A 15,972-nucleotide genomic window follows, 5' to 3' on the forward strand; every position below is an offset into this window, starting at 1 on the left:
ATAGTCTGGGCGGGTGACAGGCGTGCAATACAGCGACTCCGATTTCACCACCGCGGTGGCGGAGCTCCGTGCTGCGGCGGCCCGCGCCGCCGACGGCTCGCGCCCCGACAACGGCGTCGTGAAGTCTGACGTCGTCGAGGCGGCGCTCGGTGACGTCGATGAGCTCATCCGGGCGGCCATGGACGCCCTGTCCGAAGCGGGCGACGAAGTCGCGACCGACACGGGCATCGTGCACAGCGAACTGCAGCGCACCGACGCGGCACTGGCGGGCGGTGGGTCATGAGTCTTCCCGGAATCGACGGTGACCCGGCGCAGGGCGATGTCGGCGGCATCCGCGACCTCGCGAGCCTCTTCCGCTCGCGGGCGACCGCGCAGCGCGATCGCAGCACCGCGTCGGGCCGCGCGCTCGCTGCGCTCGGTCCTGTCATCGCCGAGAGCGCGGACGCGCTGCGCCCGCGCATCACGGTGCTGTCGGAGCGGTTCACGCGAACAGCGGATGCCGCCGAATCGGCCGCCGGGATTCTCGACGGTTACGCCACGGGGCTGCAAGAGCTGAAGGGTCGCGCCGCGACGGCGCTCGCGACGGCGCAGACCCGCTACGACGCGATCTGGGCGCGCCGCGGTGAAGCGCTCAATCAGGCCTCGGAGACGGTCGTCGGCTGGGCGCTGAGCTGGGACGACGTGCTGCCCGACTGGCTCTACCTCGACAAGCCCTCTTATCTTGAGCGGTGGCGCGGTGCGATCGAGTCCTATCGCGGCGCGAGCCAGGCCTACAACGATCTGCAGATCGAGCGCGACGATCTCGATCGCGAGACGGCGAATCAGCTGCGTCAGATCGACCTCGTCGCCGCGCTGACCGATGACGGCCGGATCGGCCGCGGCGGGTACTTCGCGTCGGCCGCCTTGTGGGCCGAGGACACGGATTCGATCACGGCAGAGCAGCTGGCGGGCCTCGGCGATCCGAACCTCATCCGACAGGTCTGGGACAGCCTCGACCGCTCGCAGCGCGACGCCCTCATCGAGAAGTCGCCCAGGGTGATCGGCAACCTCGACGGCATCCCCATCGCCGACCGGGTCAGCGCCAACCGCATCAACCTGCGCACCGAGATCGCCGCCCGCGAGGCCGAGATCGAGCGCATCGAGCAGCTGCGCGCCGACGCCCACGCGAAGGCATACTACGGACACGACGGCATCGACGCCGAGTACGACAAGCTCGTCGCCGAGCAGCAGACGCACATCGACTACTACCGGGGACTGCTCACCGACGACGTGCGCTACGTCGACGCCCACGGTGTACCGCGCTCGTACGAAGGCTCGCGCGTCGTCGTCTTCGACCCGGCGCAGGGCGCGATCGCGACCTACCACGGCCCCATCGACCCCGTCACGGGAGACATCCCGTCATGGGTCACGTCGGTCGCGATCTCGGTGCCCGGCACGGGCTCGAACATGACCGATTTCGGCGACTCCCGCGCCGCCGACCTCTACCAGGCGGCGGGTTCGACATCGGCCGTCTTCCAGTGGGCGGGCGGCCCGTTCCCGCAGGACATCCCCGCCGCGATGGACCCGTCGTATTCGCGAGAGCTCGCGCCGCGGCTGCGCGACTTCGCGGCCGGCATCGTCGTGCCGGGGGCGGCGACGCTCACGGTGCTGGGCCACAGCTACGGCGGGGCGACCGTCGGCATGGCCGAGCAGGAGGGCCTGCGCGCCGACCGCATCCTGTATGTCGCCGCCGCCGGCATGGGGCACGGTGTCGACGGCATCGACGACTTCCCGCACACGTCAGGTGTGCCGCACTACGCGATGATGAGCCGCAACGACGCCGTAGTCGGACTCATCCAGGGCAATAGTGGCGACTGGCACGCTCTGCACGGGCAGTCCACGCTGACCGCCGACGGCGTCACCCGCCTCGAGACCGGCTTCATCGAGGCATCCGATCCTGACAGCGGAAACATCGAGCGCCACAATGTGCCCGGCAACGGCATGCCCGCCGCGATCGACAGTCACAGCTCGCTCTACACACCCGGCTCGACCGCGTTCAATAACATGGTCGCCGTGATCACCGGCGGACAGGCAGAGCTCTTCGCGCCGAGCCAGACCATCGTCACGACCGCCGGGCCCATCACGATCGACGGGCTCGACCGCGATGACTACGCGCCCGCATATGCGCAGGTGGAGTGACGGATGCGACGCCTCATCGCCCTCGTCGCGGCCGCCGCGCTCGCCCTCACCCTCGGAGGCTGCACCATGACACCGACCAGCCGGCTCGACGAGTACGCCGCCGCGACGGACGAACTCATGGCCACGACCGTCGCCGCGATCCCCGAAGCGCTCGTCGACGAGGTGGGGTTCTCCGAGTCCGAGCCGCGCTTCGAGTCGCCCACGGGCGGGGCTTCTGCTCAGGATGCCGCGTGGTGGCAGGCGCTGAGCAGCATCGTGCTCGTGTCCGAGCCCGACGCGTCCGCGGAGGCCGCCGCCGCGGTCACCGAACACCTCACCGCCGAAGGCTGGACGATGTCGCGCGTACGCGAGACCGACGGCGGCCAGCGGGTCGCCGACGGCTTCCGCCGCGAGATCGACGGCGGCGACTGGTACATCGAGCTCACGTGGGGTCTGACGGCGCCTGACAGGGCCGAGGTCGTCGAGGTGCTCGTCGTGAGCCCGCAGACCGTGCGTGGCGGCGCCTAGAATCGTCGTATGCGGGCTGCGGACATCCAGAGCGAACTCACCCACGTCCTCCACACCGAGGAGGAGATCGTCGAGAGGTTGCAAGAGGTCGCCGCTCGCGTCGCCGAAGACTACGCCGGCAAGGATCTTCTGCTGGTGGGCGTGCTCAAGGGCGCGATCATGGTCATGGCCGACTTCTCGCGGGCACTGCCCATGACGGCGCCGATGGACTGGATGGCCGTCTCGTCGTACGGCACCGGCACGAAATCCAGCGGAGTCGTGCAGATCCGCAAAGACCTCGACACCGACCTGCACGACAAGCACGTGCTGATCGTCGAGGACATCATCGACTCGGGGCTGACCCTCAGCTGGCTGCTCGAGAACTTCGAGGCCCGGGGCGCGGCATCCGTCGAGGTCTTCGCGCTCCTGCGCAAGCCCGAGGCTGCCAAGGTCGAGGTGCGCTGCAAGTACGTGGGCTTCGACATCCCGAACGAGTTCGTCATCGGATACGGCCTCGATTACGCCGAGCGCTACCGCAACCTGCGCGATGTCGCGGTCCTGGCGCCGCACGTCTACAGCTGACGACGCGTCGGCGCCGCTCGAGGGCCGGTACGCCGTAGGCGAATGCACAGGATCGGCATAGCGTGCCCGCGATACCCTGAACACACTGTCGCGGGGGCACGTGCGCCCTTTTTCGACGGTTCGTTCGACGAAAGGGACCGGCGCTCGCCGTCACCATGAAGGCCAAGAAGCTCACCCGCAATCCGTTCGTGTACGTCGTGCTCATCGGCGTGCTGCTCATCGTGGGCTTCACGCTCATCTCGAGCCTCGGCGGGGCGAAGCAGATCACGACGCAGCAGGGTCTTGAGCTTCTGCGCGGCGGCACCGTGACCGAGGTCACGACGACCGACGGCGACCAGCGTGTCGACATGACGCTGTCCCGGCCCTTTGAGGGCGCGAACGACGTGCAGTTCTACTACGTCTCGGCGCGCGCCGACGAGGTCGTCACGGCGATCAACGCCGCGAATCCGAAGGACGGCTTCAACGACGCTGTCCCGCGCGCGTCATGGGTCGACGGCATCCTGTCCCTGCTCATCCCGATCCTGCTGCTGGGCCTGCTGTTCTGGTTCCTGATGTCCAGCGCCCAGGGCGGCGGCTCCAAGGTCATGCAGTTCGGCAAATCGCGAGCCAAGCTCGTCACGAAGGAGATGCCGCAGGTCACCTTCCAAGACGTCGCCGGTGCGGACGAAGCGCTCGAAGAGCTGCAGGAGATCAAAGACTTCCTGAAGGATCCCGCGAAGTTCCAGGCCGTCGGCGCCCGCATTCCGAAGGGTGTGCTGCTGTACGGCCCTCCCGGCACCGGCAAGACGCTCCTCGCGCGCGCCGTCGCGGGCGAGGCGGGGGTGCCCTTCTACTCGATCTCGGGATCGGACTTCGTCGAGATGTTCGTCGGTGTGGGTGCGTCGCGCGTTCGTGACCTGTTCAACCAGGCCAAAGAGAGCTCGCCCGCCATCATCTTCATCGACGAGATCGACGCCGTCGGACGCCACCGCGGCGCCGGCATGGGCGGCGGGCACGACGAGCGCGAGCAGACGCTCAACCAGATGCTCGTCGAGATGGACGGCTTCGACCCGAAGGTCAACGTCATCGTCATCGCGGCGACGAACCGCCCCGACATCCTCGACCCGGCGCTCCTGCGTCCGGGCCGGTTCGACCGTCAGATCGGTGTCGACGCTCCCGACCTGCAGGGTCGCAAGCGCATCCTCGAGGTGCACGGTCGCGGCAAGCCGCTCGCCGACGGCGTCGACCTCGAGGTCGTCGCCCGCAAGACTCCCGGCTTCACGGGTGCAGACCTCGCCAACGTCCTCAACGAGGCGGCGCTGCTCACCGCTCGCTCCAACGCGCAGCTCATCGACAACCGCGCGCTCGACGAGGCGATCGACCGCGTGCTGGCCGGTCCGCAGCGGCGCACGCGCGTCATGAAGGACAAGGAGCGGCTCATCACCGCCTACCACGAGGGCGGTCACGCGCTCGCCGCGGCGGCGATGAACCACACCGACCCCGTCACGAAGGTCACGATCCTCCCGCGCGGCAAGGCCCTGGGCTACACGATGGTGCTGCCGCTCGATGACAAGTACTCCGTCACGCGCAACGAGCTGCAGGATCAGCTCGCGTACGCGATGGGCGGCCGCGTCGCCGAGGAGATCGTGTTCCACGACCCCACGACGGGCGCCTCGAACGACATCGAGAAGGCCACCGGCATCGCCCGCAAGATGGTGACCGAGTACGGCATGACGATGGACGTCGGGCCGGTCAAGCTCGGACAGTCCTCGGGCGAGGTCTTCATGGGCCGCGACATGGGCCATGGCCGTGAGTACTCGGAGCACGTCGCCGAGCGCGTCGACACCGAGGTGCGTGCGCTCATCGAGCAGGCACACAACGAGGCGTACGAAGTCCTCAACGCCAACCGCGAAGTGCTCGACAAGCTCGCCCTCGAGTTGCTCGAGAAAGAGACGCTGGACCACCTGCAGCTCGCCGAGATCTTCAAGGACATCTCGAAGCTGCCGCCGCGCCCGCAGTGGCTGTCGAGCGAGCAGCGCCCCGTATCGCAGCTGCCCCCCGTCGACGTTCCTCGCCGCCGCGAAGACGCCGGGCTCGCGGCATCCGTCGAGTCGGGTCCGCAGGGTGCCGCCGAGAAGCCGGCGACGCGCCGTCCTGCCGGACAGGCTCGCCCGGCAACCGCGTAGGCTCGCGGCGTGGCCGTCGATCGTGAGCGCGTTGCGGGCCTGGTCCGCGAACTTCTCGAGGCGATCGGGGAGGATCCCGATCGGCCTGGCCTGCGCGTGACGCCGCAGCGCGTCGCCGATGCGTACGCCGAGTTCTTCTCGGGAGTGGGGCAGGATGCCGGCGAGCCACTGGCCCACACGATCTCGGTCGCGCGCGGGCCGGCTCCCGACACGCTGCCGTCCGGCGCCGTGATGCTGCGCGACATCCGCTTCCGCTCGGTGTGCGAGCATCACCTGCTGCCCTTCCGCGGGCGTGCGCACATCGCGTACCTGCCCGGCGAGGAGGTCGTGGGCCTCGGCGCCCTGCCCAAAGTCGTCGACATCCTCGCGTCGCGCCCGCAGGTGCAAGAGCGTCTGGGCGAGCAGATCGCCGACACGATCTCGGCCTCGCTCGACACCCGCGGTGTGCTCGTCGTGCTCGATGCGGCGCACGAGTGCGTCACGATGCGCGGGGGACAGCAGACCGACGCCACGACCGTGACGATCGCCGCCCGCGGCGCGTACACCGATGCCGCGGCCCGCACCGAGATCATGGTGCTCATCGGAGCGACGCGCGAATGACCCTCGTCATGGGGATCGTCAATGTGACGCCCGACTCTTTCAGTGACGGCGGGCGGTACCTCGACGCCGACGCCGCTGTGGCCCACGGTCTGAGCCTGCTCGCCGACGGCGCCGATCTGCTCGATGTGGGCGGCGAGTCCACGCGACCGGGATCGGAGCGCATCGACGCCGCCCTCGAACGCGAACGCGTGCTGCCCGTCGTGGCGGCGCTCGTCGCTGCCGGCGCGACCGTCAGCATCGACACGCTGAACGCGTCTACCGCCCTCGCCGCGGCCGAGGCCGGGGCGAGCATCGTGAACGACGTCTCGGGCGGCCTCGCCGACCCCGACATGCTCGCCGCCGTCGCCACGACCGACGCCGACATCGCTCTCGGGCACTGGCGCGGCCCGTCGGCCGACATGTACGCGCGGGCGACCTACGACGACATCGTCGCCGAGGTGCTCGGCGAACTGCGCGAGCGGGTGGCCGCGGCAGGTGCCGCCGGCATCCCGCCCTCACGTGTCATCGTCGACCCGGGCATCGGATTCGGCAAGCGCGGGGAACAGAATTGGACCGTGCTCCGCGGGACGCCGCACATCGCGGACCTCGGCCATCGGGTGCTCATCGGCACGAGTCGCAAGCGATTCCTCGCCGACGCCCTCGACACCGATGAGCAGGGGCGCCGCGATCTCGCGACCGCCGTCACGAGCGTGCTCGCCACCCAGGCCGGCGCGTGGGCCGTGCGCGTGCATGATGCTCGGGCGACGCGCGATGCCCTGCGCATCGCCGCCGCATGGGAAGGAGACGATCGATGGATGCCGTCGACGAGATCACGCTGACAGGGGTCCGCGCGTTCGGGCGCCACGGGGTGTATCCCGATGAGCGTCGCGACGGGCAGGAGTTCGTCGTCGACGTCACGATGCGGGTGGATGCCTCGCGCGCGGCCGCGTCGGACGACGTGGCCGACACCGTGCATTACGGCGAGCTCGCGCAACGTCTCGTCGAGATCGTCGAGGGCGACCCCGTCGACCTCATCGAGACCCTCGCGAGCCGGATCGCCGACGATGTGCTGGCGCACGACCTCGTGCACGCCGTCGTCGTGACGGTGCACAAGCCGAGCGCACCGATCACCGTGCCCTTCGGCGATGTCGCCGTCACGGTGCGCCGCGGAAAGGCACCGCGATGAACCGCCGTCTCGCACAGGGCATCGAGGTCGCACCCGCGCCGCCAGCACCCGCCGTCGACGCCGTCGTCGCGCTCGGCGCGAACCTCGGCGACCGCGCCGCGACCCTCAGCAAGGCCATCGCCGCGCTCGGGCGTCTTCCGCTCACAGAAGACGTGCGTGCGTCGGCGCCGATCGAGTCTGTCGCCGTGAAGCCCGAGGGTCCGGATGCCGCCGCGCCCGCCTACCTCAACGCCGTCGCGCTGCTGCGCACGCGGCTCGCGCCGTCAGTTCTTCTGTCGTACCTGCACGCGATCGAGGCCGAGTACGGCCGCGAGCGACGCGCGCGGTGGGACGACCGCACGCTCGACCTCGACCTCATCGCCTACGGGGACCTCGAGAGCGACGATCCGCACGTCACATTGCCGCACCCCCGCGCCGCCGAGCGCGACTTCGTGCTGATCCCGTGGCTCGCTGTCGCGCCCGATGCCGTGGTGCCCGGCCGCGGACGCGTCGACGACCTGCTCGCCCGCCTGCGGGAGCAGAAGTGAAGCGCACGGGACCCGGTGTCCTGATCGGCGCGGCCGTGCTGGGCGCGGCGAGCGGATTCGCGCTCGACCAGGTGCTCACCGCAACAGGACGGCCGACGTTCACGCCCGCCGTCACGCTGCCGATCCTGCTCATCTGCCTGGGTGGGCTGGTCCTCGCGCTGGCGATCCCCATTCGCCGCGCGACTCGGGGCACGACCGCGGTGATCGTCAATCCGTTCCGCGCCCTGCGCACCGCCATGCTGGCGAAGGCGTCCTCGATCGTGGGTGCGGCGATGACCGGGTTCGGTGCGGGGCTCGGGGTCTTCCTCGTGACGCTGCCCGTGACGCCCTCGCTAGGCTCGATGGGTACCGTCATCGCGACGGCCGCCTGCGGGGCAGTGCTCACAGGAGCAGCCCTCGTGGCGGAGCACCTGTGCACGATCCGGAAGGACCACGATGACGAACAGCCCGGAGGCGACGACCCCGGACTCCAACCCCATCGCCACTGACGCCGCAGCGGCGGCGCCCGTGGAGGCTGGGGTTCCGGGCCCGGAGGGCGGTTCCGAGCCAGTGACCGCTGTGGACGCCGAGGCGACCGAGGCGGCCGCGGTTCCGGCGACCCGCGCCGAGCGCCGGGCTGCTGTTGCGGCATCCGAATCGGAGAGCGTGCCGTATGGGCCCGACGAGACGCTCGATGCGGGCACGTTCGATCGGATCAAAGAGCCGCGCGGCGAGGGTCGGCTGCCGCTCGGTGACGGCACATGGCATCAGCTCGCCCGGCAGTACGTGCGGGTGCAGCTCATCGTGGGGGGATTCTTCCTCCTGGTCGTCGTCGCCGCGATGCTCGTGCTCGGTCTCGTCTTCCACCAGGGCTGGGTGTGGATTCCGGGCGGCATCGGCACGGCGGCGCTGGCGTTCACGCTCATCATCACGCCGCGCCAGGCCCGCTCGTACGGCTACCAGCTGCGCCGCGATGACCTCGTATTCCGCCGTGGGATCCTGTGGCAGCGCGTCGTGGCCGTACCGTACGGCCGCATGCAGCTCATCGACATCACGCACGGCCCGCTCGACCGCGGATTCGGGATCGCCCAGCTCAAGCTGGTCACCGCGGCCGCTGCCACGGGCGTCACGATCCCCGGGTTGACGCAGGAGGCCGCCGACCGCCTGCGCAACACCCTGATCGACGTCGCCGAGACCCGCCGGACCGGCCTGTGACCGCCGTCCCCGCCGACGGCGCGTCGCCCCCCGAGCCCCGCCTCGCGCGGTCGCCCTTGAGCGACGGCGAGTGGCACCGGATGCATCCGCTCACACCGCTGCTGCGCGGCGGGTTCGCGCTCGTGGTCGTGGCCGGCGTCATCATCGCGAACTTTCGCGACCGGCTCATCGAGGTGTTCCTGCCCGCGATGGACGGGTACGGCGACCACTCCGGCGACCCCATCGACTGGGTGGTGTCGAACAACCTGCTGCTCGTGGCCCTGTTCGTCGTGCTCGGCGTCGTTCTCGTGCTCATCGGGATCTTCTACGTGTCGTGGCGGTTCCACACATTCCGCATCACGGGCGATGACGTCGAGGTGCGAAGCGGCGTGCTGTTCCGCACGCACCGACGGGCGCCGCTGGACCGTGTGCAGGGGGTCAACCTCACCCGCCCCATGATCGCCCGGCTGCTGGGCCTCGCCAAGCTCGAAGTCATCGGTGCGGGGCTGGACTCCAACGTCAAGCTCGAGTACCTGTCGACGCAGAACGCCGAGGCCGTGCGCGCCGACATTTTGCGCCTCGCCTCGGGGGCGCAGCTGGGCGACGCGGCACCGGATGCTGCGCACCACAGCGGCTCGCGGGTCTCTGCCGCGGCATCCGTCGTCGGTGCCGGCATCTCGGGGATCATCGACGGTGCGGACCAGGCCGACGTCGAACCCGAATCCGTCGTCCACATCCCGGTGGGGCGGCTGATCGGATCGCAGCTGCTGAGCGGGTCGACCATCGCGCTCGTCATCGCGATCATCGCGATCATCTTGGGGTCGATCTTCGGGACGCCGTGGATCCTTTTCGCGATGGTGCCCGCCGTGATCGGCTTCGGGGCGTACTGGGTGCGCAGCATCACGCGGTCGCTGCGCTATTCGATCGCGCCGACCTCGAGCGGTGTGCGCATCACCTTCGGCCTCTTCACAACGGTCACCGAGGTGCTCCCGCCCGGGCGCGTGCACGCCGTGCAGGTGTCGCAGTCGATCCTGTGGCGCCGGTTCGGCTGGTGGACCGTCTCGGTCAACCGACTGTCGGGCCGCAGCGCCACCGACGTCAGCGCGGACCAGTTCGCCGCCGTGCTGCCCGTCGGGACGCGTGCCGATGTCGAGCGCGTGCTCGCGCTGCTGCTGCCGAGCTTCGATCAGTCCGACTGGCCGGCGATCTTCGAGCACGGCCTGCTGGGGCCGCGTGAGGACGATCCGTTCACGACGACGCCCCGGCGGGCACGCCTGCTGCGGCCGCTCACGTGGCGGCGCAACGGCTTCCACCTCACCGCGCACGCGCTCTTCGTGCGTCGCGGCGCGATCTGGCGCAAGCTCGGGATCTTCCCGCTTGCGCGCCTGCAGAGCATCGCGATCGCACAGGGCCCCGTCGACCGGCGGCTGCGGATCGCGAACCTGCAGCCGCACACGATCCTCGGGCCCGTCTCGGGGTCGCTGGGCATCATCGACCGCGATGCCGCCCTCGACGTCTTCGGCGAGGTGATCGCCGGCGCGAACGCCGCAGCCGCCGCCGACAGCAGTCACCGCTGGGCCGGTACCGGGGAGCCCGCCGCGGTCGGTGCGAACACCGTCGCGGACGTTCCGCCGATGGGACCGGCCGCCGCTGCGCCGCTGATGGTCGCCCCCGCGCCGGGCACGCCCGTGGTGGGCGGCGAGACCGAGGAGCCGCGCGCATGAATCGCGACGGACGCCTCGGAGTCGGCATCATCGGCTCGGGTCGGGTGGGCCCGGTCGTGGGCCTCGCTCTGGCGGGTGCGGGTCACGCGCTCGTCGGGGTGACGCGCGGGTCCGATGACGCCCGTATCGAGGCGATCCTCCCCGGAGTGCCGCTGCTCGATCCGCTCGAGGTCGTCAGGCGCAGCGAACTCGTCGTCGTCGCCGTGCCGCACGACCAGCTCGCAGGGCTCGTGTCAGGGCTCGCCGATGTCGGCGCATGGCAGGCCGGGCAGCTCGTCCTGCACACGGATCCCTCCGAGGGGACCGGCATCCTCGCTCCCGCTGTCGCCTGTGGGGCCATCCCGCTCGCGGTGCATCCCGCGATCGCCTTCACGGGCACATCGATCGACCTGCGTCGCCTCGCGGGCGGCTTCGCCGCCGTCACCGCACCGGCGCCGGTACTGCCCATCGCGCAGGCGCTCGCCGTCGAGCTGGGCTGCGAACCCGTCGTCATCGCCGAGGCCGACCGCCCCGCGTACGCCGAGGCGATTGCCACGGCGACCGACTTCTCGCGCTCGATCGTGCACCAGTCGACGTCGCTGCTCGCCGCCGTCGGGGTCGAGAACCCCGGCTCGTACCTGTCGACGCTCGTCCACGCGACGATCGACGACGCCCTCGCGTCGGGCCCCGCTTCACCCGAGCCGTAACCGCGGTCGCGGCGGGGCGGGCTGGGGTCGCGGATAGACTTGGCGGCGACTTCCGAGGAGCCTCGATATGACCGAAACGCCCGTCGATCCGACCGACCCCGACGCCGATCTCGCCGACGCGCACGAGCAGAAGCTCGTCCGCCTCGCCAAGCGCGAGCGGCTCATCGAAGAACGGGCGGATGCCGCGGGCGGGGCGTACCCCGTCGTGGTGCCCGTGACCGATACGATCCCCGCGCTGCGCGAGCGGTACAGCGACCTCGAGGCGGGTGCCGAGACCGGTGAGACGGCGGCCGTCGCGGGCCGCGTCGTGTTCAGCCGCAACACCGGCAAGCTGTGCTTCGCCACCCTGCAGGCCGGTGACGGCAGCCGCATCCAGGCCATGGTCTCGCTCGCCGTCGTGGGAGAGGAGGCACTGCAGCGCTGGAAAGACCTCGTCGACCTCGGCGACCACGTCTTCGTCTCGGGCGAGGTGATCTCCAGCCGCCGCGGCGAGCTGTCGATCATGGTCGCCGACTGGCGGATCGCGTCCAAGGCGATCCTGCCGCTGCCCAACATGTACGCCGAGCTCAGTGAGGAAAGCCGCGTGCGCAGCCGCTTCCTCGACCTCATCGTGCGCGATCGCGCGCGCGAGACCGTGCTCGCCCGGTCCAAGGTCAACGCGAGCCTGCGCGCGACGTTCGCGAAGCACGACTTCGTCGAGGTCGAAACGCCCATGCTGCAGGTGCAGCACGGCGGTGCGTCGGCTCGCCCGTTCGTGACCAATTCGAACGCGTTCGACACCGACCTCTACCTGCGCATCGCGCCTGAACTGTTCCTCAAGCGCGCCGTCGTCGGCGGCATCGACCGCGTCTTCGAGATCAACCGCAACTTCCGCAACGAGGGTGCCGACTCGACGCACAGCCCCGAGTTCGCGATGCTCGAGGCCTACCAGTCGTACACCGACTACAACGGCATCGCCGATCTGACGCAGGAGCTCGTGCAGCAGGCCGCCATCGCGGTCGCCGGTTCCACGACGGTGACGTGGGCCGACGGCACCGAGTACGACCTCGGCGGAGACTGGGACCGCCTGCCCATGTACGGCTCGCTCAGCGAAGCATCGGGCCGCGAGGTCACGCCCGAGACGAGCCTCGACGAGCTGCTCGCCTTCGCCGCCGAGGTGGGCGTCGACGCGCCGCCGCACGCGACGCACGGAAAACTCGTCGAAGAGCTCTGGGAGCACTTCGTCAAGCCCGGACTCACCCGCCCGACCTTCGTCATGGACTTTCCCGTCGACACGAGCCCGCTCGTGCGCGAGCACCGCACGACCGCCGGCGTCGTCGAGAAGTGGGACCTCTACGTGCGCGGGTTCGAGCTCGCGACGGGCTACTCCGAGCTCATCGACCCCGTCATCCAGCGCGAGCGCTTCGTCGAGCAGGCCATCCTCGCGGCTCGCGGTGACGTCGAGGCGATGCGGATCGACGAAGAGTTCCTGCGTGCACTCGAGCACGGCATGCCGCCCACCGGCGGTATGGGGATGGGCATCGATCGACTGCTCATGGCCATCACGGGTCTCGGCATCCGTGAGACGATCCTCTTTCCTCTCGTGAAGTGACCTGACGGCGGTTCACGGCTCTTCCCGCCGGAAGGCCCAATCGGGCAGGTGCCCCATCGCCACGAACGACAGCACGATCTCGGCGAGGCCGTGCTCGGGTTCGATGTCGGCCGCGCTGCGCGCGTAGCGGTCGGCATGGGTCGAGCGGCCGAGCGCCCACGACAGCCACGCGGCCGTCGCGAGCGCACCCGCCCGGTCGCTCGGGGGCGCGACGGCTGCGACCCGGCGTACCACTTCGAGCGCCTGCGACAGCCGGGCGGCGTGCGGGCGCTCGCCCTCGCCCCACATCATCATCGCGAGGTGCGCCGGATACTCCTCGCCGTCTTCCCACCGCAGCTGCGCGTCCAGCGCCTCGTCGCCCGCCGACATCCCGCGGCACCACTGCACCAGCGCGATGTCCCGCAGCGCGGGCCGGGTGAGACACCACGCCAGAGTCGCAGCGCGGTACGGCGGCAGGCTCGCGGCCTCCCAATCGAGAACGTCCTCGAACAGGCCGGGCAGATCGTCGATCGTGCAGACGGCGGCCAGCGCCTGCGGGTCGACGCGGTCGTCTGCGGATGCCGAGGAATCGGGTCGGGACACCGCGTCGGGCCCGCACAGCACTCCGACGGCCCGCGAGAAGGCCGTCATCGCGGTTGCCACGGCATCCCGCTCATCGTCTGAGGTCTCGGGCAGGTCGGCGCCGCTGGCCTGATCGCCCGGTGGAAGATCGCCCGAAGCGCCGACCGCCGCGAGATCGTGAGGGCGGGTGTCGCCGTCGAGGTACGGACACCACGCATCGGCGGCGACGCAGAGCGCATCGACGAGACGCAGCCCGCACGCGTCGGCGCGTCCGGCGAGTGCGGCGATGAGTCGGTCGTGCGGCAGTGCGGGGACGGGCGCCAGGTCGCCGATGTCGGCGTCGGTATAGACGACGAGGGCGACGGCATCGGCGTTCGAGACCCGGCACGCCATGCCGATCACCGTCGCCGCGATGCGATCCACGTCTGCGTCGTCGTGGGGCAGGTCGAAGCGCATCGCACCGAGCGTGCGGGATCGCGCGAACGGCACGACGACGAGGCTGCGGTTCGGTGCGAAGCCGAGCATGCCGGGCACGAAGGACAGGAACTCCGCCGCGTTCGCGGCTTTCATGATGGTCGTCATGCCGAGAGCATCCTCGTCCGTGCGGTCCGCCGGGGCCGCCACAGCGCCAGGACGGCGATCCTGCGCGCCGAACTGAGCTGTGGAGGGCGCGATGCAGCGCGGGGCGCGTATCCTGGAGGGTATGGACAGCTACTGGAGTGCCGTGGTCTGGTCGCTGCTGCCCACGATCGTCGTCGCGTTCATCTTCTACGTCATCCTGCGCAGCATCATCCGCGCCGACCGCACCGAGCGCCGCGTCTACGCGCGCGTCGAGGCGAAGGAGCGCGCGCGCATGGGTCTGCCCCCGCGCGAGGTCGTCACCGAGCCTGTCGGGGCGGCATCCGCAGCGGCCGGCGAAACGGCGGCGTCCGACCGCTGACCCACCTCCCGCTACGCTGGGCACCAGGCCGAGCGAAGGGATGCCGTGGCGGTCAGCATCACATTCGACTGGACCTGGTGGGTCATCGCCGTCATGTTCGTCGACATCGGCGTGCGTATCGCCGCGATCATCATCGTCCCCCGGAACCGCCGCCCCACGGCCGCGATGGCCTGGCTGCTGGCGATCTACTTCATCCCGCTCATCGGCGTCTTCCTCTTCCTGCTGATCGGAAACCCGCGTCTGCCGCGCAAGCGCCGCAAGAAGCAGGAGCAGATCAACGAGTACATCCGCGAGACGAGCGCCTCGCTCGATTTCGGCACGCTGCGACCGAACGCTCCCACGTGGTTCACGTCCCTCGTGACCCTCAACCGCAACCTCGGTGCCATGCCGCTGGCCGGCGACAACTCGGCGCACATCATCTCGGATTACCAGGAGAGTCTCGACACGATGGCGGAGGCCATCCGCGCGGCCGAGCGCTACGTGCACGTCGAGTTCTACATCCTGCAATCCGACACCGCGACAGACAACTTCTTCCGCGCGCTCGAAGAAGTCACGGCGCGCGGCGTCACGGTGCGCGTGCTGATGGACCACTGGGCCAACCGCGGCAAGCCGTACTACAAGGCGACGACCCGCCGGCTCAACGCGATGGGCGCGCACTGGCGGCTCATGCTCCCCGTGCAGCCGCTGCGCGGCAAATACCAGCGCCCCGACCTTCGGAACCACCGCAAGCTGCTCGTCGTCGACGGACGCGTCGCGTTCACCGGTTCGCAGAACGTCACCGATTCGACCTACAACCTGCCGAAGAACATTCGTCGCGGTCTGCACTGGGTCGACCTGATGGTGCGCATCGAAGGCCCGGTCGTGGCATCCGTCAACGCCGTCTTCTTGTCGGACTGGTATAGCGAGACCGACGAGGTTCTCACCGACGAGATCGACCTGTTCGCCGTGCAGTCCAGCCCCGGCGACCTCGACTGCCAGATCATCCCGTCGGGACCCGGATTCGAGTTCCAGAACAACCTCAAACTCTTCGCCGGGCTTCTCTACGCCGCGCAGAGCAAGATCATCATCGTCAGTCCCTACTTCGTCCCGGACGAGGCGATGCTCTTGGCCATCACGACGGCCTGTCAGCGTGGCATCCGCGTCGATCTGTTCGTGTCCGAAGAGGGCGATCAGGCCCTGGTGTACCACGCGCAGCGCAGCTACTACGAGGCGCTGCTGCGGGCAGGCGTGAAGATCTGGATGTACCAGAAGCCGTACATCCTGCACTCGAAGTCGATGACGATCGACGACGAAGTCGCCATCATCGGGTCGAGCAACATGGACATGCGCTCGTTCGGTCTCAACCTCGAGATCTCGATGCTCGTACGAGGTGGCGAGTTCGTGCGCGAGATGCGCGACGTCGAGCAGCAGTACCGCGCGCTCAGTCGCGAGCTCACCCTCGAGGAGTGGGAGCGTCAGCCCTTGCGGTCGACGGTGCTCGACAACCTCGCCCGTCTCACCTCGGCGTTGCAGTAAGGCGTATTCCAGGGCATTCGTGACCCGAGCGTGACCCAGTTCCCTGAGATTCCGGGGCGGTGTGCGACACCATAGGGCT

General features: G+C 69.7%; 17 protein-coding genes. 16 read left to right on the forward strand and 1 reads right to left on the reverse strand.

Features of this window, described 5'->3' with window-relative positions:
* Window positions 1–13 precede the first annotated feature (13 nt).
* From AC25YV_RS11925 to lysS, 14 genes are all read left to right on the forward strand, one after another.
* A complete protein-coding gene (locus AC25YV_RS11925) occupies window positions 14–283 on the forward strand; it encodes a hypothetical protein (RefSeq protein WP_488124073.1) in 270 nt (89 codons plus the stop codon).
* Entirely contained in the window at window positions 280–2,178 is a 1,899-nt protein-coding gene (locus AC25YV_RS11930) for an alpha/beta hydrolase (protein WP_488124074.1), read from the forward strand. The genes AC25YV_RS11925 and AC25YV_RS11930 overlap by 4 nt, the downstream gene beginning before the upstream one ends.
* Before the next feature lie 3 nt (window positions 2,179–2,181).
* Entirely contained in the window at window positions 2,182–2,685 is a 504-nt protein-coding gene (locus tag AC25YV_RS11935; RefSeq protein WP_488124075.1) for a hypothetical protein, read from the forward strand.
* A 9-nt stretch (window positions 2,686–2,694) separates the two neighbouring features.
* Window positions 2,695–3,246, forward strand: a complete 552-nt coding sequence (hpt, locus tag AC25YV_RS11940; protein WP_488124076.1) for a hypoxanthine phosphoribosyltransferase — start codon at window positions 2,695–2,697, stop codon at window positions 3,244–3,246.
* Window positions 3,247–3,401: 155 nt separating this feature from the next.
* Complete coding sequence (ftsH, locus tag AC25YV_RS11945; RefSeq protein WP_488124077.1) at window positions 3,402–5,411, forward strand: ATP-dependent zinc metalloprotease FtsH; 2,010 nt, start codon at window positions 3,402–3,404, stop codon at window positions 5,409–5,411.
* A gap of 9 nt (window positions 5,412–5,420) precedes the next feature.
* On the forward strand, window positions 5,421–6,011 hold the full coding sequence (gene folE, locus AC25YV_RS11950; RefSeq protein WP_488124078.1) for a GTP cyclohydrolase I: 591 nt from the start codon (window positions 5,421–5,423) through the stop codon (window positions 6,009–6,011).
* Window positions 6,008–6,829, forward strand: a complete 822-nt coding sequence (gene folP, locus AC25YV_RS11955; RefSeq protein ID WP_488124079.1) for a dihydropteroate synthase — start codon at window positions 6,008–6,010, stop codon at window positions 6,827–6,829. Before folE ends, folP begins: the two co-directional genes overlap by 4 nt.
* The gene (gene folB, locus AC25YV_RS11960; RefSeq protein WP_488124080.1) at window positions 6,802–7,176 is read left to right on the forward strand and encodes a dihydroneopterin aldolase; all 375 of its coding nucleotides are present in this window, start codon (window positions 6,802–6,804) and stop codon (window positions 7,174–7,176) included. Before folP ends, folB begins: the two co-directional genes overlap by 28 nt.
* The gene (gene folK / locus AC25YV_RS11965; protein ID WP_488124081.1) at window positions 7,173–7,703 is read left to right on the forward strand and encodes a 2-amino-4-hydroxy-6-hydroxymethyldihydropteridine diphosphokinase; all 531 of its coding nucleotides are present in this window, start codon (window positions 7,173–7,175) and stop codon (window positions 7,701–7,703) included. The genes folB and folK overlap by 4 nt, the downstream gene beginning before the upstream one ends.
* Window positions 7,700–8,191, forward strand: a complete 492-nt coding sequence (locus AC25YV_RS11970; RefSeq protein WP_488124082.1) for a DUF3180 domain-containing protein — start codon at window positions 7,700–7,702, stop codon at window positions 8,189–8,191. The genes folK and AC25YV_RS11970 overlap by 4 nt, the downstream gene beginning before the upstream one ends.
* Window positions 8,192–8,396: 205 nt before the next feature.
* Window positions 8,397–8,897: a PH domain-containing protein gene (locus AC25YV_RS11975; RefSeq protein ID WP_488124112.1), complete on the forward strand. Its 501-nt coding sequence runs from the start codon at window positions 8,397–8,399 to the stop codon at window positions 8,895–8,897.
* Entirely contained in the window at window positions 8,894–10,600 is a 1,707-nt protein-coding gene (locus AC25YV_RS11980) for a PH domain-containing protein (RefSeq protein WP_488124083.1), read from the forward strand. The genes AC25YV_RS11975 and AC25YV_RS11980 overlap by 4 nt, the downstream gene beginning before the upstream one ends.
* Complete coding sequence (locus AC25YV_RS11985) at window positions 10,597–11,286, forward strand: Rossmann-like and DUF2520 domain-containing protein (RefSeq protein ID WP_488124084.1); 690 nt, start codon at window positions 10,597–10,599, stop codon at window positions 11,284–11,286. The genes AC25YV_RS11980 and AC25YV_RS11985 overlap by 4 nt, the downstream gene beginning before the upstream one ends.
* A 67-nt stretch (window positions 11,287–11,353) precedes the next feature.
* Window positions 11,354–12,877: a lysine--tRNA ligase gene (gene lysS / locus AC25YV_RS11990; RefSeq protein WP_488124085.1), complete on the forward strand. Its 1,524-nt coding sequence runs from the start codon at window positions 11,354–11,356 to the stop codon at window positions 12,875–12,877.
* Window positions 12,878–12,889: 12 nt separating this feature from the next.
* Here the strand turns inward: lysS and AC25YV_RS11995 are convergent, their stop codons facing one another.
* Window positions 12,890–14,020 (reverse strand): DUF4192 family protein, encoded by a 1,131-nt coding sequence (locus AC25YV_RS11995; RefSeq protein WP_488124086.1) that lies wholly within the window; start codon window positions 14,018–14,020, stop codon window positions 12,890–12,892.
* A gap of 121 nt (window positions 14,021–14,141) precedes the next feature.
* On the opposite strand from AC25YV_RS11995, the gene AC25YV_RS12000 reads away from it, so the two are divergent.
* Together AC25YV_RS12000 and cls are read left to right on the forward strand one after the other, a co-directional pair.
* Window positions 14,142–14,378, forward strand: coding sequence for a hypothetical protein (locus tag AC25YV_RS12000; RefSeq protein ID WP_488124087.1), 237 nt, complete (start codon window positions 14,142–14,144; stop codon window positions 14,376–14,378).
* A 93-nt stretch (window positions 14,379–14,471) separates the two neighbouring features.
* Complete coding sequence (gene cls, locus AC25YV_RS12005; RefSeq protein WP_488124113.1) at window positions 14,472–15,893, forward strand: cardiolipin synthase; 1,422 nt, start codon at window positions 14,472–14,474, stop codon at window positions 15,891–15,893.
* Window positions 15,894–15,972 lie beyond the last annotated feature (79 nt).

This window comes from Microbacterium sp. Y832, assembly GCF_057669765.1.

What these genes read in the sequence shown, in the direction of transcription:
- folP (WP_488124079.1), top strand. Translation starts at nt 6,008, where the DNA reads ATGACCCTCGTCATGGGGATCGTCAATGTGACGCCCGACTCTTTCAGT.
- AC25YV_RS11930 (WP_488124074.1), top strand. Translation starts at nt 280, where the DNA reads ATGAGTCTTCCCGGAATCGACGGTGACCCGGCGCAGGGCGATGTCGGC.
- folB (WP_488124080.1), top strand. Translation starts at nt 6,802, where the DNA reads ATGGATGCCGTCGACGAGATCACGCTGACAGGGGTCCGCGCGTTCGGG.
- AC25YV_RS11985 (WP_488124084.1), top strand. Translation starts at nt 10,597, where the DNA reads ATGAATCGCGACGGACGCCTCGGAGTCGGCATCATCGGCTCGGGTCGG.
- lysS (WP_488124085.1), top strand. Translation starts at nt 11,354, where the DNA reads ATGACCGAAACGCCCGTCGATCCGACCGACCCCGACGCCGATCTCGCC.
- folK (WP_488124081.1), top strand. Translation starts at nt 7,173, where the DNA reads ATGAACCGCCGTCTCGCACAGGGCATCGAGGTCGCACCCGCGCCGCCA.
- AC25YV_RS12000 (WP_488124087.1), top strand. Translation starts at nt 14,142, where the DNA reads ATGGACAGCTACTGGAGTGCCGTGGTCTGGTCGCTGCTGCCCACGATC.
- hpt (WP_488124076.1), top strand. Translation starts at nt 2,695, where the DNA reads ATGCGGGCTGCGGACATCCAGAGCGAACTCACCCACGTCCTCCACACC.
- cls (WP_488124113.1), top strand. Translation starts at nt 14,472, where the DNA reads ATGTTCGTCGACATCGGCGTGCGTATCGCCGCGATCATCATCGTCCCC.
- AC25YV_RS11935 (WP_488124075.1), top strand. Translation starts at nt 2,182, where the DNA reads ATGCGACGCCTCATCGCCCTCGTCGCGGCCGCCGCGCTCGCCCTCACC.
- ftsH (WP_488124077.1), top strand. Translation starts at nt 3,402, where the DNA reads ATGAAGGCCAAGAAGCTCACCCGCAATCCGTTCGTGTACGTCGTGCTC.
- AC25YV_RS11995 (WP_488124086.1), bottom strand. Translation starts at nt 14,020, where the DNA reads ATGACGACCATCATGAAAGCCGCGAACGCGGCGGAGTTCCTGTCCTTC.